This window comes from Chryseobacterium takakiae (genome assembly GCF_900129385.1).
In the GTDB taxonomy this organism is placed as follows: Bacteria; Bacteroidota; Bacteroidia; order Flavobacteriales; family Weeksellaceae; genus Chryseobacterium; species Chryseobacterium takakiae.
In genome coordinates this window covers 15,103-36,998 of sequence record NZ_FQVO01000005.1, presented here as the reverse complement: position 1 = coordinate 36,998, position 21,896 = coordinate 15,103, and the positions used below count along the sequence as shown (strand labels likewise).

The window sequence follows — 21,896 nt, the reverse complement described above, 5'->3', positions numbered from 1 at the left end:
TGGTACATTGCTAGATCGATACATTGTTAGATTGAATTATTTTGTTCTGTTTTCTTCAATGTATTTTGCCATGGTGTCGATGGAGGTGAAAATTTCCTTTCCTTTTTTAGGATCGGCTAATTTTATTCCGTATTCTTTATCCAAAAGAACGATCAGTTCCAATGCATCAATAGAATCCAGACCCAGTCCGCCACCAAATAACGGATCCGTATCTTTAATTTCTTCTACTGCAACGTCTTCTAAATTAAGAACTTCAATGATTTTGTGTTTTAATTCTTCTCTTAAATTTTCCATAATTTTAAAATTTACCAATGTATCAATGGGGCAGTTTTACCAATTGATTATACTGAATGTCATTGTTACATTGTTATACTGTTATATTGTTACATTAGTTCGTGAGCAAATATACAAAAGCATTATAACTTTCCTGATATAACTCCACCCAGCCGCACAATACTTTTTCGGCTTTTCCTGACTGCAAAATCTGTTCCGAGTAGTTGTTTAATAATTGTTCATCAAGTTCATCCAGCACAAAAAAGGCATTCTCGGTCTGCATCTTGTGTCTGATGCTGATTTCTCCCACGCAAATATTGGGCAGCGTGTACACAAAAACCGCAGGACTTGGAAAATAATTCTCCTGAGAATTGATGCTTTCCTGATATTTAAAATCGGTGTCCAGACTTGATGACCTGTTCGCAAAAACAATGGCTGTTGTGCTGTGATCTTCATTTTTTAAAATCATTTCAGAGGCAAGAAAGGCGAGTTTACTCAAGTTATCCATCTTGTGAAATTTAGGATAATTGATTTCTAAAGTTTTGTAGGCTTCCTTTGCAAAGTCTAAAAAATTTTCAGTCGGAGTTTCAAAAAAAATCTCGTTGTTAAGAATAATTTTTGAATTGTTTATGCTGCAAATGTCTGTTTTCTTCATTGATACGGTTGAAAAATTTAAGGCTTCTTTTTAGGATTTTGGTGGGTGTTGAAAACAGATAGTATAATGATTTTGTTATCAATAATATCAAAAATTATGAGATAAGGAAATTTCTGTACAAATACCTCTCTGTAATTTTTTTAATCTCAAAATGTTTTGGGTGGCTCTGAATTCTAAGAAAGTATTTGTTTAATTGCTTCATGAATTTTTCGACCAAGCCTTTTTGTGCATTTTCGTAATAAATATATGCTTCAAGAATTTCTAAACTTGCTTCTTCCTGTATAATTAATTCATAAATCATTTTAAAGCAGATTTAGCTTTTTCCTGAACCTCCTCCCAAGTGTAAGATTTGCTTTCCCCTTTTATATATTTTTCTCTTCTTTCATTTATTACATCATAGTGTGAGTCTGGAACAGAATAATTATTTTCCTCTTCTTCAGCATCAATAATTCCTTTGAAAATACGCAAAATTCTTTCATCTGCAATATCGATGAACTCGTGAATTCTTTTTCTGATGTCTACTGTAGATTCCATTTCCTAAACTTTAATTTTATAAAATTACAAAATTATTTTTTACATTTTCTCCAAAACAACCGCCGCATTACATCCGCCAAAGCCTGAAGCCGTTTTCAGAATATGCCTGATTTCTGCAGGTTGGGTTTCTTTAATAATATTCAAAGATTGGGAAGTTCCGATGTCTTCAAAATTTTTAGATGGAATCAGTATTGTATGTAAAGCACTTTCCATGGAAATAATGGTTTCCAGTAATCCCGATGCGCCTAAACAATGCCCGTAATATGCTTTTAAACTGTTTAAAGGAATATTCTGTAGTTCTGCACGGTTAAAAGCAATGGCTTCCATTTCGTCGTTATAGATTGTTGCCGTTCCGTGTGCAGAAATAAAATCAATATCCTCCGCAGAAACCCGTGCTTCCGTCATCGCATTTTTGATGCTGGCAAACAATCCGTCACCGGTTCTGGATGGCCCGGAAATATGGTTGGCATCATTAACTGCGGAGTCACCTAAAATTTTAAAACTAATTTTTTCGTTTTGGGTTGGTTCTGAAGTGATATATGCTGCCGCTGCCGCTTCACCAAGATTGATGCCGTCGCGGGTTTTATCATAGGGTTTACATATCCCACTCCCAATAGCCTGAAAGGAATTGAAGCCTGAGATTACAAATTCTGAAATTTCATCTCCTGCAATTACAAAAGCATCTTTATATTTTCCTGCCTGAATCATATTTTTAGCAACAGCAATGGCCATTACTCCGGAAACACATGCGTTGGAAACAACAATTGGTTTTGTTTTAAACCCGAAAAAATCAGCAATTTTTTGCGCTAAAGCGGATAACAAAACACCTTCCGGTAAGATGTCTTTATTTTTTAATAGACTTATATTTCCTTTGGTGGTGGACAGGATAAAAGCTGTTTCTGCTGTAATCTGATGTCTTTCAATCAAAGGTTGTAAGCTCAGCAAAAACATTTTTTCCAGCCTTGTAAAACTGTTGTTCTGAGCGGAGTGGAAAACTCTGTTAAATTCTTCTTCTAATTTTTCAGAATCGATTTTAGAAACATAAAAAGGCTCATGATTTTTAATAATAGTATGTACATTGACACCGGATTTACCTTCCAGAAGAGCATTCCAGTTCGAAGGAACATCGAAACCTAAAGGCGTGATACAGTTGTAATCTGTGATGAAAATATCCTTCATGATAATCCCATTTTATCTTTCCAAGCCTGAAAAAAATCAGGGTTATACAAGCACAAATTATTATCGGAATCCAGAAAGACCTGGATGGTTTCTCCGGAACAAACCAATTGATTATTTTCGTTAAAAAGCTCGTATTGATATATTAATTTCGCTGAAACCGAATTAACGAAAGTGGTTACAATCTTAAACGTTTCGCCGTATTTCAACGGAAGGAAATGTTCACAGGTGCTTTTAACGATGGGTGTTACATAGCCTGCCTTTTGAATATCAAGATAGGTTAGGCCATGCTGTCTCCCGAAAGCTTCTCTTCCGTCCTCGAAATACACGATGTAATGACCGTGCCATACAATTCCCAGCGGATCGGTTTCGTTGAATCGTACACGGACTTCTTCCGTACAGGTTAATATGTTTAGACTTTTAGGCATTTCTGTATTTAAAACATTAAGTTTTTTAAGATATTGAGGAATTTAAGCTTAATTTCTTAATCGTTAAAATTATTTAGAAATAAACAAAGTTTATTTAGTTTAGGAGAATTAAGATTAAAAATATCCTTCATCATTAATTAATTCAGTGTACTTTTACACCGCATTTTGTTTTCTTTCATACAATAATGAAATAGCAACCATGGCGATATAAAATAAAAATAAGAAAATGATTTCTTTTGCAATACCTCCGATTCCGCTGTTTCTTAAAATGATATCATAATATGCATTTAAGCCCCAATTCATTGGTGAAAATTTGGCGATGGCCTGCATAAATTCCGGCATCAGGAAAACCGGAACCCAAATTCCGCCAATGGCTGCTAAAACGACTACTGAAGTCGCCCCAAATGGCGCCGATTGTTCCTGAGTATCTGCAACGGTTCCCAGCAAAACTCCAAATCCTATTGCAGCTAATCCGGCAAAAACAGTAACGATGATCAACGGAAGCATTTTTCCGGTTACATCAAACTGCGGAAGATCCATATAGGGGAAAAGATAAATTCCAACCGCAACCATCAGCAAAAACTGAATGACACAGATGATGAGATACGTAAATGTTTTTCCTAAAATATGGATGAAGTAGGGAGTCGGGCTTATTCTCGCTCTAACACTGGTTCCCTGGCTTTTTTCTTTAACTAAATTGATAGACAGCGGAACAACAATAAAAAAAATGGCAAACAGTGCCCACGCCGGAACATTGTGCTGAACGGAATTCGGCAATACGTCCCTATTTCCTTTTTTCGGAGTAATTTCCTTAAAAGCAATCAGGCTGTTGTTTTTGAGGTCTTCGGTAGTTCCCAGCTGGTCCTGAAATGCTTTATAAATCTTTTTATTTTCGATCTCAAAAACCATTTTATTCACCGCATTCATCACATTGTTTTTGAAGCTGATGTTGGTTGCAGGATCAAAATAAAGCCGGATATCTTTTGCTTTTGAAATATTCTGTTTTATTGCAGAAGAATCCGTTTCCAATCCAAAGGAACTTACAATAGCCTGAACTTTAGATTCAATATTCGTATTAATGTCTTTCGTTAAATTGTTGGGAATAACAATTGCCATCTGATAATCTCCCCCGAAGACAGCTTTCTCGGCAGATTTTTCATTGAAATCAGTTAGCAGTTCAAACGTTTTGCTGTTTTCGAGCTGTTTCTTTATGCTTTCTGAAATTTCAGATTTATCATTATCAATAAAAATAATCGGGATTTTTGAACCTTCCATGTTTTTGAAGGTAGAATCCTGAATTAAAGTAATGGTAACAATTAAAAGCAAAGGCATCACGAAAATGATGACAATTCCTCCGATATCTCTTTTCAGCAGAAGGGTTTCTTTAATAAAGCTTCGCCACAGTTTATACAACAACATCTCGTAATTCTTTTCCGGTTAATGAAATAAAAACATCTTCTAAGTTTTCCGCGTTGCAAACTTTGCTTACCAGTTCTTCCGGAGTTCCAACGGCATGGATTTTTCCGTGATCGATAATGGCAATTTTGGTACAGAATTCTTCTGCTTCCGAAAGGTGATGCGAGGTATAAATAATACAGGTTCCTTTTTTATTGAGTTCCAAAAGATGATCAATAATTGCTTTTTTAGACTGTACATCAACGCCTACGGTCGGTTCATCCAGAAATAAAACTTTCGGATTGTGAAGGGTTCCCGCGATGAGATTACAGCGGCGTTTCATCCCTCCTGAAAACTGTTCTACTTTTTTATCAGCAAATTTTGAAAGCCCCATAATTTCCAGAGACTCATCAATGGCTGTTTTTAGCTTTTTATGGCTTAAACCGTATAAGCTTCCGAAGAACATTAGATTTTCTCTTGCCGTCAGAGTAGGGTACAATGCGTATTCCTGAGGGACAATGCCAATGATCTGCCTTAATTTGAAGCCGTTTTTCTGAGGCGAAAGCCCGTCAATGGTAAATTGTCCCGATGTAGGCTTAATTAATCCGGAAAGTATGGAAATAAGAGTGGTTTTTCCGGCTCCGTTGGGCCCGAGAATTCCGTAGATCTCGTTTTTGGCAATATTCAGCGAAATATCATTTACAGAAAAGTCTTCTGCATTTTTGTATTTTTTGTAGAGGTTTTTTATTTCGATAAAATGTTCCACGTTATATTGCTTTTCTTAATTTTTTATAGAAGGCTTCTTCCAGATCTGCAATGTGAAGCATTGATTTTGAAAGGTTGTTATAAATATCGCTTTTGGAGTTCCTGTTTTTGTAAACCCGGGCAATATCCACTGCAAAATCTCTCCAGAGATCACCAATCATGGTGATCTCTTTAGACAGTTCTTTTAATTCATTATTTTTGAGAATAACAGCCGCTTCCTGTAAGAAAGCACCGTAAATGAACCTGAAGCCTCCTCCTCCGGTTCCGATTTCTTCCTGCATGCGGATCAGCTGTCCCAAATAATGATTGGTTGTTTTTGTTCCTTTTTTTTCAGCCCATTTCGGGATGCTTTTTGCGACCCATCTTATAGCTTTTACCCCCACAATAGGAACCGGAGCAAGCATATTTTTGCAGGTATCTTTGATTCCTTTTTTGATCGCTTCTTCCAGATGAATGTTTTCCGGAATATAAGTAGGAAAGTACATGTGCCCTTTCGGAGGAAGTGCTCCTTTAGCATATCGTACTTTTTCCAGCTCGGCTTCGGTGAGGGTAGTTACATAATCCATCACGGGATCACTGATCAGGAATTTCCCGTCTTCTTTTCCGTAAACTACAAGATTATGCGCATTGAAATGAAATTTATACTCTTCAGGGAAATAAGTAAGGTTGAAAACACCTACCTGAAGGCCTGTCGGAATATTGTTTTCCAGATTTTTCTCAAGCGCTTTCTGGGCATCCTGCGGATTAGAAAATTTAAGCCTTTTAATTTTAATCCCCAGTCTTCTTGCGGCTTTGCTGAAGATAGCTCCCGGCATAGGACGATAGCTGAAACCGGGTGCAAAATTTACTTTTAAAAAAGGGAGGTAAACAAAGAATAATCCGGAACCGATTCCGAAGATCATGGGTTCGCTGAGTTTCAACCCTTTGTTTAATAATAAATTGGAAGCAACACCGTTCTCGCAATGCGCAGTCTGATGGTGTTCAAAATTAATTTTCATTCTTAGCTTGGTTTATTAATCTTCAACTTACCTTATTTTCCGTTGAAGTTTTTCAGTTCGTCTACTGTAATACCGAATGTATCGGCATATTTTTTCAGTACAGAGTCGCTCAGTGTTTTAAATATTTTTGGTTTTCCGTGTCTTTTTACGCGCCACTGCCACATTCCGACGTAAGCTGCCAATACCTGAAGATCCATTTTATTCAGTTCCATGAAATAAACAATCGGACTTACGATATTATTGGCTACGTTTTTTCTGGCCTCTTCAATCCTTTCATGGATAAGTTCCATGGATTCTTCCAGCGCTGCTTTTTTGGCATCCCAGCCAATACTGTTGGCGGTGGTATAATTGTCATTTTCATCCGTAACATAGAGCACTTCGGTCATGTTTGCGGATTTTAGGTTGCTTTCGTCCTGAGGAAGGTCCTGCTTTTTCATCGTCGTCAGTTTTTAACTTCTTGAATAAACAAATTGATTTCAGCTTTTATCAAAAGCTGGTCATTATGAAAAGTTTCGCAAAAGATATTGCATATATTCCCGAATTGTGAAATGAGCGAAGCTTTGGAAATGATTTTATCACCTACTTTTGGAAGCGCATGCACTTCTATTTTTTTGATGGAGGTAATAAAGCCAATCACTTTGGTGTCTGTATTGGGATTCTCAAAAAAACTTTGTCCAAGAATTGAAGAACATGTTTGCGCAAGATTTTCAATAAGGCCGGCTTCAGCAAATTCGTTATTGTGTACAAAAATATTGTTTTGCTGAATTTCAAAGGAAGTTATCACTTTTTCTTTAGTCAGTTCCGTGATATAGTCTGCCATCAGCATCGGGTCGCGATGCGGGAGAAAATTGTGGATGTTGATGATGTTTTCTTCCTTGATTTCCATTAAATGATCTATTTTTTAAGTTCGCGAGCCGTTGACTACGTTGAATCTTCGATTTCACTTAGCCAAGATCACAAATTTTTAATTCAAATATTACATGACAACCGTTTTCATCTGAGATTTCGCAACAACCTCATCATTGACCTTCGTGATGACATCTACCAAAGTTACCCCCATCATTTCATTAATAATGAAAACTTCGGATAATAACTGATCTCCCGTTTCCGGAAGCTTGTTTACTTCAAATGATTTCACGGCACCAATATATCCTGTAGGAGCCTCCTTTCCTAAAAGATAAAATTTGTAACCGGTATGAAGTGCAACGCTTTGCGCCTGATGTTCCAATAATCCTGAAGCCTGAAAAATTCCGTCCTGAATAAAAATGTTTTCTTCAGCCGGAATAAATCCTGAAATCAGATGATTTTCTGAATATTCTGCAATGCTGTTTACCATGACAAAAGGAAATCGCTGGGGAATTAAGCTCTCCACAAAATCCTGATCGGTTGTTGGTAATCTGTTTTCCATTAGCAAACCGTTAACAGGGCACAAGAATAGGCGAATCTTCCGCTTTCCGGTACGCAAAGAAGTACTTTTTCTCCTTTTTTCAGCTTTCCTGAATTCATTAATTCTTCAAGAGCGATGAAAATTGAACCGGCTCCGATGTTTCCTACTTCCGAAAGGTTGTAGAACCATTTTTCCCAAGGGAAATCCAATCCTACATTGGCAAATTCTTCTTTTAATCCTTCTTTAAAATATCCTGACGAAATATGCGCCAGTACGTGGTCTATTGTATTTGGATCAAGGTTGTGTTTATCGAAAGATGATCTTAAACTTTCTGCACCTTTTACCAAAATATACTGATCTAAAATTTTTGTATCCTGTTTCAGAGCAAAAATAGATTGTTTCAGCCATTCATCTGAAGGATAGTCTGCCCATGATTTCAGGCTTCCGTCTTCCTGCTTTTCGCATCCTGCGTACATGCACGCTTCAATTTCGTGGGCGTAAGAATAAAAATCGATGAATTCTACTTTCAGAGAAACGCTGTCGGGTCTTGGTTTGTTTTCAAGAAGCAGCGCACCGGCACCATCGGAAAGCATCCATCTTAGGAACTCTCTTTTAAAGGCAATAATCGGTCTTTCTTCAAGCAGCTTTAAATTTTCTGCTTCATGATTGAATTTATCGGCAGTCATCCATGCTGAAAATCTTTCTGAACCTACACAAACGGCATTTTCTTTAACTCCTGCTTTTACGGAAAGAAATCCGTAATTGAAAGCATTCATCCCGGAATTACAAAGTCCGGTTGAGGTGTTGATCTCGATTGATTTATTCAGATTAAGCTCTCCATGTACCATTGATGCATGAGACGGCTGGATCTGGTCTGCGGAAGTGGTTCCGCAAGAAAGCAGCTCTATATCTTCTTTCCCAAAATTTTCATCGAAAAGGCCTTCTACGGCTTTTGCCGTGATCTGGGCATTGGTATGGGTTGGTTTTCCTTCCTGGTCTAAAGCATAATACCTTGTGGTAATTTTGTTGTTTCTCAGAATTAAAGCCTTTGCTTTTGACGGTTTTTCATTGATATAGCCAAGATACGTTTCCATTTCATCATTAGAAACCGGTTCATTCGGCAGGTATGTTGAAGCCTTTGTGATAAATACGTCGTTCATTCTATTTTATATTAATTCCTTGTAAATATTCTCTTTGTTTTTTTCTTTTAAACCAAAAGATAGGTGTTGTAAGCAAATGTAATACCAGAACTATGGGTGATACAATCCATATTGCGGCCATCAAATATACCTTAAAGAATTTGATCAGCAATGGTCGCTTTTCTTTTTTCCTCATGATGAGACCGGACCATACTTTGAAAATTTTATTTCCTACTTTTTCCACTCTTACCAGAAAGGCACGGATTTCTACGGCTCCGTTTTTCACGAGATCAGGCTGAAGGGCCTCCAGCGTATTTTCGGAAAAATGTTTTTCAATGATTCTGCCGTATTTTCCTGCGCCGTTGATTTCTTCATCTGAAACTCCTGCTGCAGGAAGTATTCCGGATTTTTCCTTTTTCCCGGTGGTCATCCAACGAAGGATGGTCAGTACACTGGTGTAATTATCGTGCCTGTCTACCAAAGCAATATTCCCCACAAGCTTGGCCTGCATTTGTTTTAGATACACTTTAAGTTTTTCCTGAGAAAACATCCACATATTTCTGGTACCTGAAACGGTAACTACAGGAGTGTCTTTAAGAATGTCTTCGGCAAAACCACTCTTCAGAAAAGATATGATAGGAATAGAAGGGGTTAAATACCAAACCTGGTATCCAAAAATAACCAGATCAAATTTTTTATTTAAAACTTCTTCAGTTGGCGGCAGAATTTCGCTGGGAACCTGTAGGTAAGATTCTGGAAACGTGTTGAAAAATACATCTCCTGACCATGGAAAAGGAAAGTCTTTTTTCATCCTTATATTATAATAGGTTACCTCATATTCCTGGCTTTTTTCCTCAAAAGGCTGAGCGATATGTTTTACGATATCTTCCAGCTGGCCGGATTGAGTGTAATATATAACAAGTATATTCTTTTTCATTAATTCTTTTTATCCGTTTACAAAAATATGCTTTTCATATTTATTATTGTGAAGTAAATATTTTTAATGATCCATAACTGAATTTCAATGTATAATCAGCATTATCTAATATGTTATTTTTTACATTACAAAAAATAATGGTTTCAGGAAGCATTTCCAAAGAACCGATGTTGAAGTTTTCATCTGAAATCAGCAGAACATCAATATTTTTGGTGATTTCATCAAAGTTTTTAATATAGTTGATTTTTCTTCTTTTGACCAGGTAATTCTGTTCAGCGATCTGTCTTTTTTCAACATCTTGTATATAGCTGAATATTTTTCTTCCTGCCTGCTGAAGGGTAACTAAAATATCTTTTTGCCCGAAATCATCTGCGAGGTGAAGGATATTCGCATTCTTCGGAATATGTTTGCCGAGTTCAAAATAGACTGATTTATTGTTTTCAAAATCTTTTTTAACGGCGCTCACTACTTCATTATCTTTATATAAAAAGCTTAAAAACAGTTTTTTCTTAAAATAATTCTCATTTTCAAGTTCATTACGAAGAGCTGCAAATTCTTTCCTGAAATAGGCATTGATCTTTTTGGTACGTTCAGAATAATTTTTCCCGAAGCTTTCATCTTCATTTTTTATCCTTTCGCCAATTTTTACGGTAATGGCACCGTCGTAAATGATAAAGTCTCCTTTCGGTAGTACTTCGGAATTTCCGTGAATATAAACCGGTACAATATCCAACCCGAATTGCTCCGTCAGATAAAATGCCCCCTTATGAAATCTTTTAACATCGTTTGTGTAAGAACGTTCTGCTTCCGGAAAAACCGCCAGTGAATATCCCTGGTCTACTTTATGTTTAAGTTGGTCAAGACCATTTTCTATACCCTGCGAAACAGGATAACATCCTAATGCTCTTACCATTTTTCCAAAAACAGGAGACTGATAGACCCAGTCGTTTACCAAAAAGACAAATTTGTGGGTGGTCATTACTAATGCGAGTATATCAAGGAATGAAGTATGATTTGCAATAATAATCGCAGGCTTGCTGAAATTTTCATCCGTAGCTTTAATGATCTTTTTCTTTACCCATGGATTGGTAAATAACACGGAAGTTAAAAATTTCGCAGAAATAAATTTAAAAAAGTTTAAGGTCCTGCCTTTGGAATTCTTTGTAAACGGACTGATAAACAATGAAAAAAACAATCCACCCAAACCATAATACAAGAAAGACAGCACAGAGTGAATGAAAAGCCTTAGCGTAATTGGAGAAAGTCCTTTTTTTGCCCTGTTGGTAATCAGCAGCCTGAACCAGAAAGGATATAAGGTTGAGGTAATGACAATCACTGAAAACATTCCTATTAAAGCAACCAATGCTAATGAATGAAGTGCAGGATGTTTGGCGAAGATTAGTGAGCCGATAGACAAAATAGTAGTGAAAACCGCAAGAATGATAGACGTTCTGTACGTAGGAAGTTCATTTTTACCGGTTGTATGCTCTTTCTGCATCGCCTGTGTAAGAAAAATACTGAAATCATCTCCAACCCCGAAAACCAACGTACAGACTACTGTACTAAAAATATTAAGCTCCAGCCCGAGAAAATACAACATTCCCGCTGTAACTACTCCGGTGAGGACAATCGGGAACATCGTAAGAAGCGTAAGCTCAAAATTTCTGAAAAATACGATGATCGTTAAAATAATCGCTAAAAGGGAATAATTAATCAGCGTATTGAAATCTCTTTTCAGCAATCCGAGGAAGTTTTCATTCATCTGCTGCCGGTCGATGGCAAGCGCATCATGCTTTTTTTCAACATCTTTAATGAATGCGTCTCTTTTATTTTCGTCAACTTTTACCACATTCGATAGGGTATAAAATCCTTTTTCCTCACTCAGGAATTCTGAGATCTGCAAAGCTTTTATTTTTTCGTATTCTTTAAGGCTTAACGGCGTATAATTTTTATTTAAATTATCATTAAGCTGATTAAACGCCGCTTCATTAAAACCATACTGATTTCCGTTTTGAATAAGTTCGGAAACGGTGCGTGTTTTTTTATCAGAGGTCCAGAATTTTTTCCAGTCTTCAATTTTTTTCTGCTGGTCTTTTTCGGAAAGAATAACTTTTCCCAAAGAATTATAGCTTAATATTTTTCCTTCCTGCTTTTCCTTTTCCAGAAAACGGTTCAGCTCTGAATTTTTGGTAAGTGCTTCTTCCGCAGAATTTCCATATGAAATCGTATAAATGGATTTGGAAGTGATGTCGGAAAGCTTCTGGAGTTTGGCTTCGGTTATTTTTAAGTCTTTAGGAATGTAATTTAAATCTCCAATATCGTCGTTAAATCCTACATGGCGGAATCCGAACAGGCAGGCAATGATGATCAAGGAACAGCCGATAATCAGAGGTTTATTTTTTTCATAAGGATAAGACCCGATTCTATCAATAAAATTGGTATTTGCTTCTTTTTGTTTTTTAGGATGGTAGAGCTGGGGAACAATAATCAGTGCCATCACAGCGGATAGTATAACCGTAATGGCTGCAAAAAGTCCCAGATCTTTCAATGCTTCGGAGCGTACCAAAACAAGGCAGAGAAATGAAACAGCCGTTGTAGCGCTGCTTAAGATGATAGGCTGTGTGATTTCTTTGTAAAGCTCTTCAATATTATTATTGTGCTTATAGTGGGTAAGAATATGGAGGGCATAATCTATCGTAATCCCGATCAGAATAGCACCCACACTTAATGAGATTGCAGAAATTTTGTCTTTTATAAAATAAAGAATCAGTAATGCCAGCAACACCGAAAATACGGTAGGAAGAAACACAATAAACGGGGTAAAAAAGTTCCGGAAATAATAGATCAGCACCACGAATAAAATAGTCAGGGAAATCAAGACGGTGTTCTGGATGTCTTTTTTGATCTGTTGTGCATTGGCAACCGCAATTACCGGAGAGCCGAAATAACTGATCTCCGTTTTCCCTTTGAACTGCTTATTCAGGTTATCTTTTATTTCATTTAAATGATTGATGAATGCTTCATTGTTCTTGGTATCATTGCTTTTATTTTTAGGATCGATAAAAAGCAAAAGATTTTTTCCGTCTTTCGTAACGATATAGCTGTTTTCAAGTTTAAAATCCCTGCTGATATTTAACGCATTGAGTTTTTTTATTCCTAAAAACGTAATACCCAGCGGATCTTTCTTAATAAATTCCTTCGTCACCAGGCTTGTAGGAGAAACCAGGGAGATGTAGTTGCTTTCTACCTGTTTTGCAATGCTGTCCTTATTGAGCTTTCTCTCAATTTCTGTGTAATGGTTTTCATCTAAAAATAATGGAAGGTTTTGGTTAACAAAATCAAAGGTTTCTGAGATTTCATTATCATTTACTTTTCCCTGAACAGAGCTGATGTACTTTTGTAAAGGTTCTGTCTTCTGAAGAAAAGCATCTGCCGTTTCGGAAAGCTGGAAATCATCTTCCCTGGAACGGTTTTCAATAATAACAATGATTTTATCTGAAAAGTTGAGCTGCTTCAGCACTTTTGCAGTAAGGTCTGATTTTTCATTTTTGGGAATAATCTGGTTGATGTCTTCTTCAAAATTGATTTTTGAAGCAAAGAAACCACATACTACAACAATTCCTGCTGCAAATAATACAAACAGAATTTTATTTTTAGAAATCAGATCATATAAAAAGATGAAAAAACGATGCATCAGATGGTAAAATCAAGTTTGCAAATTTAAATTTTTCAGGATTAGTTCAAAGTGTTTTCATAATAAGTTTATCTGAAAATCAATAAAATATTTAATCGTAACGAAAAAAAATATACATTTGCAGAAGTTCCTATTAATAATATAAAAAAAAACTAAGCATTGCTTAGAATTTATTATGTTGACAACAAATGATGAAAAAATAAACGGATTTTTATTCGTAATAGTTCTTCCGTTCCTGCTGTACTTCATGTCCTACTATGGATTTGAATCTTCTTATGCACGGCTTAAAACAATGGAGAAGGCTCCAGCTTTTATGTTCTCTTCTGTGTATGCTTACAGGGTAATTCCTAATTATCTGAGTGTATACGGCACAGAAATTCTTACTTTTATTGTTGATGATTATTTTCCATTTACAAAGAACTTTCTTTTGAAGCAGGGAACCTTATTTTATCACAGTACTTTTCTTATTAACAGTTTCTTTTTTCTGCTGTCTTCTGTCATTTTAAATTCAATTTTTGGAATCAGTTCTTCAGGAATTCCTACGTCCGTTATTGTTAGAAGAATGACTCATTTGCTTGCTGTTTTCTTTATCGTAATTACGCAGTACGTTCCCACAAATTGTGATTCGGTTGCGATTTTCTTTTATCTTTTGGGATGTATTCTCACCTTTAAATATTTACAGAAAAAAAAACTGGCAGATTTTGTTCAGTTAATTATTGTTATAGCAGTTTCAACATTTGTAAGGGAAACAGCGTGTCTTATCATTTCTTTTTTTGCCGCAGTTTTAATTGATTTTGAAAAGCTAAAGGAAAAAGACTTTTCTTTTGTGATAGAAATATTCATATTAGCTGTAGCCTTTGCAATTCCTTACATCGCTCTACGGATGATTATTAATCAGGAAGTGTCTTTGGTGGAGGGAATCTATTTGTTCCAGAACTTTACCAGTCTGTTTAACATGAGCGGTTTGATGTTTGCGGTCATAAGTGTTTATTTCTGCTATCAATTATGCAATGAGGAAGGGAAATCTCTGGTAAAGAAATATATATTCTTTTCTCTTCCGTATCTTCTTATGATTACTGTAGTGGGGCTTTTTTGGGAAGTCAGGCTGTTTGTTCCTATCATTCTTACGGGGCTCATTTTTGTTTCCTATCAATTTAAAATACAAATAATCAAACCATGAGCTTGCTGCATCCATATTTTATCATTGCGATGATTTATATGCTTATTTTCAGTTGTTTGGAAGTATTTAATGGTAAAGTTGAAAAAAAATGGCTGTGGATTTTGGCTATTTATCTGATTATAATAGCAGGTCTCCGAAATAATGTGGGGCCTGACTACGGAAGTTATAAAGGAATTTATATTTATTCTGATGCCAAAGATTATATTTCAATTCTGATGAGTGCTATCGGAAGGGAAGGTCCGCAGCCTGTAGAATTGGAATGGCTGTATGTACTCATCAATAAAATATTACTCAATATATTTGGTGCTCCGTTTTACATGCTTACTCTGGTTATTGCAATTCTGGCCGTTTTTTTTAAGGTAGAATATGTAGATGATAATACTTTCTATCCATTTACTTTTATGCTTTTAATGTTTATTCCCGGCTTTTTTATTGGAGAAAGCGGCCAGATCAGACAAAATTTAGGGTCATTCATTGTTTATTTTGGAATAAGATACATAAAGGAACGGAAATTCTGGGCCTACTTACTTTGTATTTACTTAGCCGGTGGTATTCATAATGTTTGCTATATTTTCCTTCCAATGTACTGGCTGGTAAAAATTCCATTAAATAAGTATGTGATGCTTTTTCTCATTATTGTCTCTGTGTTTTTATCTCCGTTCGAAATTTACAGATCTTTTGGAGGTTTTTTAAATAGTGTTGCGGCAGACAATACGCTTTCCATAGGCTTTAATGGTTATCTGGATGAATCGGTGGAAAGGATTAACGGTGCAGTTGGTATTCCTGAGATCATGATGGCCATTCTTACTTTTTTTCTGTTCGTTTTTGATGATAAGATGAAAGCCAGATTTCCTTACTATGAATATCACAGTATTTATGTGGTTATAGGAATCTGTTTTTATTTTATTTTTAGGAATAATCCTATATTTTCCTCAAGACTTGCAGGTGCGTTTATCGGTTTTGCCTATATTATTATTCCTAATTCAATGTATGTCGTGTCTGCCAGAACGAAAGGCTTGATTTATTCCTTTATAATTGCATTGGTGGTTTTTAATTTTATCGTTTTTTCAGCTTTTAATAATATTAAAGCAGGACGTTTTACCATTGATCTTTATCAGAATTATATTCTTCCGTGATCAAGGAATGATTTCACTCTAACTTTGTTCTTAAAAAAAACACATTATGATACCCAATAAGTTCCTCGCATTCTTCAATATAAAAGTATGCATCTATTTTTTAATCGCAGTTACTGCAATTTATACCCTTGTATTTACCTATTATTATAATTTTAAAGACGATGGGTACATTCTTGCTGACTGGCTCATTAATTATCAGGATGGAGGTTTTAAAAGAAGAGGCTTATCCGGAAGTTTCTTTTTCCTGTTGCAGGATATAACAGGCCTACGGCTTAATTATCTTGTGTATTTTTTTCAGTTTATTATTATTTCTTGCTTTTTTTGGTTTTATACAAAACTTATATGCTATAAAGTTACAGATCTCTTATATTTATCCCTCTTATTATCAGCGGTAGGCTTTGTGGGACTTCTCAACACGGTTACATACGTTGGAAAAAAAGAGTTTATTCTTTTTCTGATATTTACTTGGTTTGTTTATGTATTAGATCGTGATAAACTTTCAAAATATAAGGAATATGCTGTATGTGGTGTACTTGTTATAACCACCCTCTTGCATGAAGCCGTTTTATTTTATATACCTTATTTTGCCATCGCACTGTATTTTAAAACCGGAAAATTTCAGTTTAAAAGGTATCTCAAATATTTTCTTTCTGTTGGAATTCCATGTCTTCTTTTATTCTTTTTCGGGAAAAATATTAATGAAGGAAAATCGCTGGAAATTCTTTCAGCAAGAGGAGTTCATCCCGTTTATGGTATATTTTATTGGAATATTAATGAGAAAGATTATATTAAAGAACATATCAGCGAATACTTTTTATATTTCATCAGCTTGAGTTTTAGTATTTTTCACCTGTATTATTATTTAAAATTTCTAAAAGGCAGAAAGGTTATATCTATCTTGTTAATTGGAGCTTTTTTATTTTCACTCCCGCTTTTTTATCTGGCTATCGACTGGGGAAGATGGATGTATATACATATGATGATGATCATTATAGTTTTTGCTTTGCTACTAAAGACAGAACGTTCCGCATACGTCTTTGAGCCAATTCTTATTAACAGGAAATTCTACATTGTTTTGTGCATTATTATTTCCTCTCTGATCTACAGGGTTGAGATGTCCGGAAAAGGTTTTACTTTTGAAGGAATATTATATAGAGTGTTCATAGCACCGGTGGAATTATTAAATAAAATGTAATTCCAAAAACCTATCTAATAAAAAAACTTTACTTTTGCAAAAATTTTTAGAATGTCGAAAAATTTAGTAATCGTCGAATCACCGGCAAAAGCAAAAACGATTCAGAAGTATTTGGGGAAGGATTTTGAAGTGAAATCCAGCTTTGGGCATATCCGTGATCTTCCTAAAAAAGGAATGGGAATCGATTTGTCAACCTTCAGCCCGGATTACGAAGTTTCTGCAGACAAAAAGAAATTGGTGACCGAACTGAAAGCTGCCGTGAAAAAAGCCGATATGGTTTGGCTCGCATCCGATGAGGACCGCGAAGGAGAAGCCATTGCATGGCATCTGGCAGACGAACTGAAGCTGAAGCCGGAAAACCGAAAAAGAATTGTTTTTCATGAGATTACTAAAAATGCCATTCTAAAAGCAATTGAAAATCCAAGAGATATAGACCAGAACCTCGTTAATGCTCAACAGGCGAGAAGAGTGTTAGACAGAATCGTAGGATTTGAAATGTCTCCCGTACTCTGGAAAAAAGTAAAGCCGGGATTATCTGCAGGAAGGGTGCAATCTGTGGCTGTAAGGCTTGTTGTTGAAAGAGAAAAAGAAATCCGTGAGTTTGTACCGAAAGCGAGTTTTAAGCTGGACGGAGTTTTCCTTAATGCAGCCGATCAGGAGATTGCAGCAAAACTGAAAAAAGATTTCGATAAAGAACAGGACGCTGAAAAATTCATAGAGCTTGCAAGAACTACAGAATTCAAGGTTTTACATGTGGAAACAAAGCCTGGAACAAGATCTGCTTCAGCACCTTTTACCACTTCTACACTGCAGCAGGAAGCATCCTCAAGATTAGGATATAATGTAACCACTACCATGCGTCTTGCACAGAGGTTATACGAGGAAGGTTTTATTACCTACATGAGAACCGACTCCGTAAACCTTTCCCAGGAAGCGATTGAAGGAGCGAAGAAACAGATTACCTCAGAATACGGAGAAGCATACTCTTCACCAAGGAATTATACCACAAAATCATCATCCGCTCAGGAAGCTCACGAGGCGATCCGTCCTACGGATTTCGGGGTGAAAACGGTAAGCGATGTTCAGCTGAACAGATTATACCAGTTGATTTACAGAAGAACGCTGGCTTCGCAGATGGCGAATGCCAAAATTGAGAAAACCGTTATTGAAATCGGGAATGCCAAATTACCACAGAACTTTGAGGCACAGGGTGAAGTAATCATTTTCGATGGTTTCTTAAAAGCATACGGCATTGTAAAAACGGAAGACGATGATGAAGAGAGCAATGAAAAACTGCTTCCGAAAGTAACAGTCGGTGAAGTATTAGCATACAAGAAAATTACCGCTACCGAAAAATTCACCAGACCAAGCGCAAGATATACCGAAGCTGGACTGGTAAGAAAGCTGGAAGAGCTGGGAATCGGGCGTCCTTCTACCTATGCACCAACCATTCAGACCATTCAGAATCGTGAATATGTGGACAAGCGTGAGATTGAACCACAAATTCGTGAAGTGGTAAAAATATCTTTGGCAAAAGATAAAATAAAGAAAGAAGTCCTTGAAGAAAAGTTCGGAGGGGATAAAAATAAATTTGTTCCTACCGATATCGGTGAGGTAGTAAACGACTTCCTGACCGACAATTTTAAAGAAATTCTCGACTACGGTTTCACTGCAAGAGTGGAAGAAAGCTTCGATGAAATTGCCAGCGGCGACCAGAAATGGAAGCAGATGATGACGGATTTCTACTCGAAATTCCATCCAAGAATTGAAGATGTGGAAGAAAATGCAGACCGCGCTACCGGCGACAGGCTTCTGGGCGTTGATCCGAAAACCGGAAAAAATGTTCACGCAAGAATCGGAAGATTCGGGGCGATGATCCAGATCGGGGAAACGGAGGACGAAGAAAAACCAATCTTCGCATCATTAATGGCAGGGCAGAATATCGCCACCATTACCCTTGAAGAAGCGTTGGAATTATTTAAGCTTCCGTTTGATCTCAACGAAGTAGACGGGCAGCCGGTTTCCGTAGGAGTCGGAAGATTCGGGCCTTATGTGAAATGGGGCGAAACCTATATCAGCATTCCTAAAGGGGAAGATCCGCTTTCGGTAGACCAGAAGCGTGCGGAAGAAATTATCAACGAAAAGAAAATTGCAGATGCGCCAATTGCTACTTATAAAGGAGAACCGGTAACCAAAGGTTCCGGAAGATTCGGGCCGTTCATCAAGTATAAAGATATTTTCGTGAACGTTCCGAAGCGGTATGACTTTGAGAATCTTTCCCAAAGTGATATCAACGAATTGATTGATGCGAAACTGGAAAAAGAAGCCAACCGGTACATTCAGCAGTGGGAGAAAGAAAAGATTTCCATCGAAAACGGAAGATGGGGGCCATTCATCAAATTCGGGAAAGGGATGTTCAAGATTCCGAAAAAAGCAGATGATACCAAATATGATGCTGAAGAGCTTAAGGAAGTTTCTTTAGATGAGGTTAAAAAATGGATCACCGATCAGGATCCGAAAGCCTTTGCAGAAAAGAAAAAGCCGGCAGCGAAAAAGACAGCTGCCAAGAAAACCACAACGGCAAAAAAGCCTGCGGCTAAAAAACCGGCAGCAAAGAAGTAAAATAGTTTATACTTAAATATTAATCCCCTCTTAAGTTATTAAAAGGGGATTGTTTTTTAATACAGAATTATTCTAATGTCTTTATTAATTCCTCCAAAGCTCTTTTTACAGTTGGAAAATCTGTTCCTACTCGAGAATCCATAATATTACCACCAAATCCATTGCCTTTAGTTGAAGCTTTTGCAATTAATTTTTGTAAATCTTTTTTAATGTCTTTTGGTTTTAGTTCTTTTAAAGTCCATATACAAATTACTGTTGTAAAATCGTCATCTTTGTTGACAGCAATTTTGTTTACTAAAGTTTTGATAGTTTTTTGGTTATTACTTGCAGCTAGAGCCCTAGATGCAGAAACTCTATGATGAAAATTTGATTTGTCATTAAAAAATGGTAAAAGCAGGTTGTAATATCCATCTATTTTCAGATGAAATATGGTTTCCATTGCGACATGTTGAAGGAAAAATGTTTTAATCTCATTGTCACTAAATCCTGCTGGTTTTTCAGATAAAGTTTGATTAATAAAATTGGTTATTTGTACTCTGTTGTAATTCAGGTGATGATAATGATTAAAAATTGCTGTCATCGTCATTTCATAAATATCAATAGGAATGGATGCTTGATGATACGAATGTCGATAAGTTGCATGAACATTATCATCTACAATATAATCAAAACCAGATGTAGGTGTTGAAATACAAAATTTATCTTGTGAGTTCTTTTTGATAAAGAAATAACTTTGTTTAATACCTTCAAAATCTGGAAACTCTGGTCCATGACCTCCTGAACTACTCGTTATATCTAATAAATAAAAGTTTGTTATCTCAATTTCTAATGGTAATTTTTCTCCTCCAAGCTGTTTTATTATTTTAATCTTTATTCCTTTTTCTTTATCATAAGAAATGATATCAGCGAAAACGAAGTAATCTGATTCTTTAATTACTTTGTCTGTCCACGGTTCATTCCAAGTTGTTGCAAATGTTTTTATTGTTCCTGCTAAAAATATAATTGTAAAAATGAATAGTTTAGTCACCTTGATCATAGAGTTTATTCATGTTATTAATAAATCAAATATAACAATTATGATTTAGAGTTTTATTGATTAAAGGCAATTTACAACCCTAAACAGCAGGACACTACTTAAACCCGTTTCTTATAAATTAGCTTTCAAATAAGTGCAATGGAAAAATCTTTTACCCGCAAAGAATTTCTTCAGACCTCGGCGTTGGGAATGGCTGCCATATTGTTGGGCTCATCTTTTACAGGCTTACCGTCCTCAGACAAAGAGCCTTATTTCAGGCTGAAACCCATCGGAAGATCACTTGCTTTGGAGGGCTACTATATTTGGTGCAGCTCGCCGATCTGGGGGGAGGATGGTAAAGTTCATTTGTTTTATTCCCGGTGGAAAAAGGAAAAGGGAATGGGCGGCTGGCTCAACGGATCGGAGATTTGTCGCGCCGAAGCCAATTCTCCATTTGATACATTCGAACATAAAGAAATTATTCTTGCACCCAGAGGGGAAGGTTTTTGGGATGCAACGACCTGTCATAATCCTTTAATTAAGAAAGTCGGCAATCAATATTTATTATTTTTCATGGGAAATTCCAATGGAAAAACCAATACCAAAAGAATCGGACTTGCTATTTCAGACAGTATTGACGGACCATGGACAAGGCCTGACCAGCCGCTGCTGCTTCCGGGAAAAGAAGGCGCATGGGACGATCACTGTACCACGAATCCCGCTTTCGTAAAAGGAAACGACGGAAAATACTGGCTCTTCTACAAATCCTGGAACACACATGAGTATGAAACCCAGAAAGGCCCGGTCAGGGGAAACAGGAAATACGGTCTGGCAAAGGCCGATTCACCATTGGGGCCCTACTTAAAAGTATCCGAAAATCCTGTGATTGATTTTTCATCATTGCCCAATAATGCTCAGTTGGAAGATGCTTTTGTCTGGAAGCAAAATGGAAAATTTCATATGATTGCCCGCGATATGGGATTTTTTAACCATGAATTTGGGCTGCATCTGACGACAAAAGACGGAGTCAGCTGGACAAATCCGGAAGTGGCTTACCTCAATATGAAAAGATATATTACAGAACCGTCTCCTCCTAAAAATTTAAACAGATTTGGCAGGCTGGAAAGACCGATGCTTTTGCAGGATAAAGACGGAGAAGTACCGCGGTTTTTATTTGGAGCCACACAAGGAGGAGATTTTGAGACTTCTACCACTTTTGTTTTTGAGATCCTGAGTGCCAAAAAATAATGGTCTGCAGAACTTTGTCAAAGTTATAATCTTTGACAAAGTTGAACAACTGCTGTTATTTTTATGCTTGAGGAATAATTTAATTTTAATATTTTTGATCTCAATATATATATTGAAAA

General features: G+C 36.4%; 20 protein-coding genes. 5 read left to right on the top strand and 15 right to left on the bottom strand.

Features of this window, described 5'->3' with window-relative positions; all coding sequences use genetic code 11:
- Nucleotides 1-36: 36 nt before the first annotated feature.
- The 14 genes from BUA76_RS08035 to BUA76_RS07965 form a co-directional block, all read right to left on the bottom strand.
- Nucleotides 37-294, bottom strand: a complete 258-nt coding sequence (locus BUA76_RS08035; protein WP_066437770.1) for a phosphopantetheine-binding protein — start codon at nt 292-294, stop codon at nt 37-39.
- A 94-nt stretch (nt 295-388) separates the two neighbouring features.
- A complete protein-coding gene (locus BUA76_RS08030) occupies nt 389-928 on the bottom strand; it encodes a 3-oxoacyl-ACP synthase (protein ID WP_072884293.1) in 540 nt (179 codons plus the stop codon).
- Between the two features lie 297 nt (nt 929-1,225).
- On the bottom strand, nt 1,226-1,462 hold the full coding sequence (locus BUA76_RS08020) for a hypothetical protein (protein WP_072884292.1): 237 nt from the start codon (nt 1,460-1,462) through the stop codon (nt 1,226-1,228).
- Nucleotides 1,463-1,501: 39 nt separating this feature from the next.
- Nucleotides 1,502-2,641, bottom strand: a complete 1,140-nt coding sequence (locus BUA76_RS08015; RefSeq protein WP_394332940.1) for a beta-ketoacyl synthase N-terminal-like domain-containing protein — start codon at nt 2,639-2,641, stop codon at nt 1,502-1,504.
- On the bottom strand, nt 2,638-3,066 hold the full coding sequence (locus BUA76_RS08010) for an acyl-CoA thioesterase (RefSeq protein WP_072884291.1): 429 nt from the start codon (nt 3,064-3,066) through the stop codon (nt 2,638-2,640). The genes BUA76_RS08015 and BUA76_RS08010 overlap by 4 nt, the downstream gene beginning before the upstream one ends.
- Nucleotides 3,067-3,219: 153 nt before the next feature.
- Nucleotides 3,220-4,485: an ABC transporter permease gene (locus BUA76_RS08005; protein WP_072884290.1), complete on the bottom strand. Its 1,266-nt coding sequence runs from the start codon at nt 4,483-4,485 to the stop codon at nt 3,220-3,222.
- On the bottom strand, nt 4,472-5,227 hold the full coding sequence (locus BUA76_RS08000) for an ABC transporter ATP-binding protein (protein WP_072884289.1): 756 nt from the start codon (nt 5,225-5,227) through the stop codon (nt 4,472-4,474). Before BUA76_RS08000 ends, BUA76_RS08005 begins: the two co-directional genes overlap by 14 nt.
- A gap of 1 nt (nt 5,228) precedes the next feature.
- Nucleotides 5,229-6,224 carry a BtrH-related acyltransferase DarH gene (locus BUA76_RS07995; protein WP_072884288.1) on the bottom strand — a complete coding sequence of 332 codons (996 nt, stop codon included), beginning with the start codon at nt 6,222-6,224 and terminating at the stop codon, nt 5,229-5,231.
- Between the two features lie 32 nt (nt 6,225-6,256).
- Nucleotides 6,257-6,661 (bottom strand): flexirubin biosynthesis protein DarG, encoded by a 405-nt coding sequence (locus BUA76_RS07990; protein ID WP_072884287.1) that lies wholly within the window; start codon nt 6,659-6,661, stop codon nt 6,257-6,259.
- 5 nt (nt 6,662-6,666) lie between these two features.
- Nucleotides 6,667-7,110, bottom strand: a complete 444-nt coding sequence (locus BUA76_RS07985) for a hotdog family protein (RefSeq protein ID WP_072884286.1) — start codon at nt 7,108-7,110, stop codon at nt 6,667-6,669.
- 90 nt (nt 7,111-7,200) lie between these two features.
- On the bottom strand, nt 7,201-7,632 hold the full coding sequence (locus BUA76_RS07980; protein ID WP_072884285.1) for a hotdog family protein: 432 nt from the start codon (nt 7,630-7,632) through the stop codon (nt 7,201-7,203).
- Nucleotides 7,632-8,771 (bottom strand): dialkylresorcinol biosynthesis protein DarB, encoded by a 1,140-nt coding sequence (locus BUA76_RS07975; protein WP_072884284.1) that lies wholly within the window; start codon nt 8,769-8,771, stop codon nt 7,632-7,634. The genes BUA76_RS07980 and BUA76_RS07975 overlap by 1 nt, the downstream gene beginning before the upstream one ends.
- 1 nt (nt 8,772) lies before the next feature.
- Nucleotides 8,773-9,687, bottom strand: coding sequence for a hypothetical protein (locus tag BUA76_RS07970; RefSeq protein WP_072884283.1), 915 nt, complete (start codon nt 9,685-9,687; stop codon nt 8,773-8,775).
- Between the two features lie 43 nt (nt 9,688-9,730).
- On the bottom strand, nt 9,731-13,381 hold the full coding sequence (locus BUA76_RS07965; RefSeq protein WP_072884282.1) for an MMPL family transporter: 3,651 nt from the start codon (nt 13,379-13,381) through the stop codon (nt 9,731-9,733).
- 175 nt (nt 13,382-13,556) lie between these two features.
- Between BUA76_RS07965 and BUA76_RS07960 the strand changes: the two genes are divergently transcribed.
- From BUA76_RS07960 to topA, 4 genes are read left to right on the top strand one after another with little or no spacing between them, the layout of a single operon-like run.
- Nucleotides 13,557-14,561, top strand: a complete 1,005-nt coding sequence (locus BUA76_RS07960) for a glycosyltransferase family 39 protein (RefSeq protein ID WP_072884281.1) — start codon at nt 13,557-13,559, stop codon at nt 14,559-14,561.
- The gene (locus BUA76_RS07955) at nt 14,558-15,697 is read left to right on the top strand and encodes an EpsG family protein (protein ID WP_072884280.1); all 1,140 of its coding nucleotides are present in this window, start codon (nt 14,558-14,560) and stop codon (nt 15,695-15,697) included. Before BUA76_RS07960 ends, BUA76_RS07955 begins: the two co-directional genes overlap by 4 nt.
- Before the next feature lie 46 nt (nt 15,698-15,743).
- Nucleotides 15,744-16,892 (top strand): hypothetical protein, encoded by a 1,149-nt coding sequence (locus tag BUA76_RS07950; RefSeq protein ID WP_072884279.1) that lies wholly within the window; start codon nt 15,744-15,746, stop codon nt 16,890-16,892.
- A 51-nt stretch (nt 16,893-16,943) separates the two neighbouring features.
- Nucleotides 16,944-19,514: a type I DNA topoisomerase gene (gene topA / locus BUA76_RS07945; RefSeq protein ID WP_072884278.1), complete on the top strand. Its 2,571-nt coding sequence runs from the start codon at nt 16,944-16,946 to the stop codon at nt 19,512-19,514.
- A gap of 67 nt (nt 19,515-19,581) precedes the next feature.
- On the opposite strand, the gene BUA76_RS07940 is transcribed toward topA, so the two are convergent.
- Nucleotides 19,582-20,550, bottom strand: coding sequence for a hypothetical protein (locus BUA76_RS07940; RefSeq protein WP_072884277.1), 969 nt, complete (start codon nt 20,548-20,550; stop codon nt 19,582-19,584).
- Between the two features lie 138 nt (nt 20,551-20,688).
- On the opposite strand from BUA76_RS07940, the gene BUA76_RS07935 reads away from it, so the two are divergent.
- Entirely contained in the window at nt 20,689-21,777 is a 1,089-nt protein-coding gene (locus tag BUA76_RS07935; RefSeq protein ID WP_072884276.1) for a glycoside hydrolase family protein, read from the top strand.
- Nucleotides 21,778-21,896: the final 119 nt, after the last annotated feature.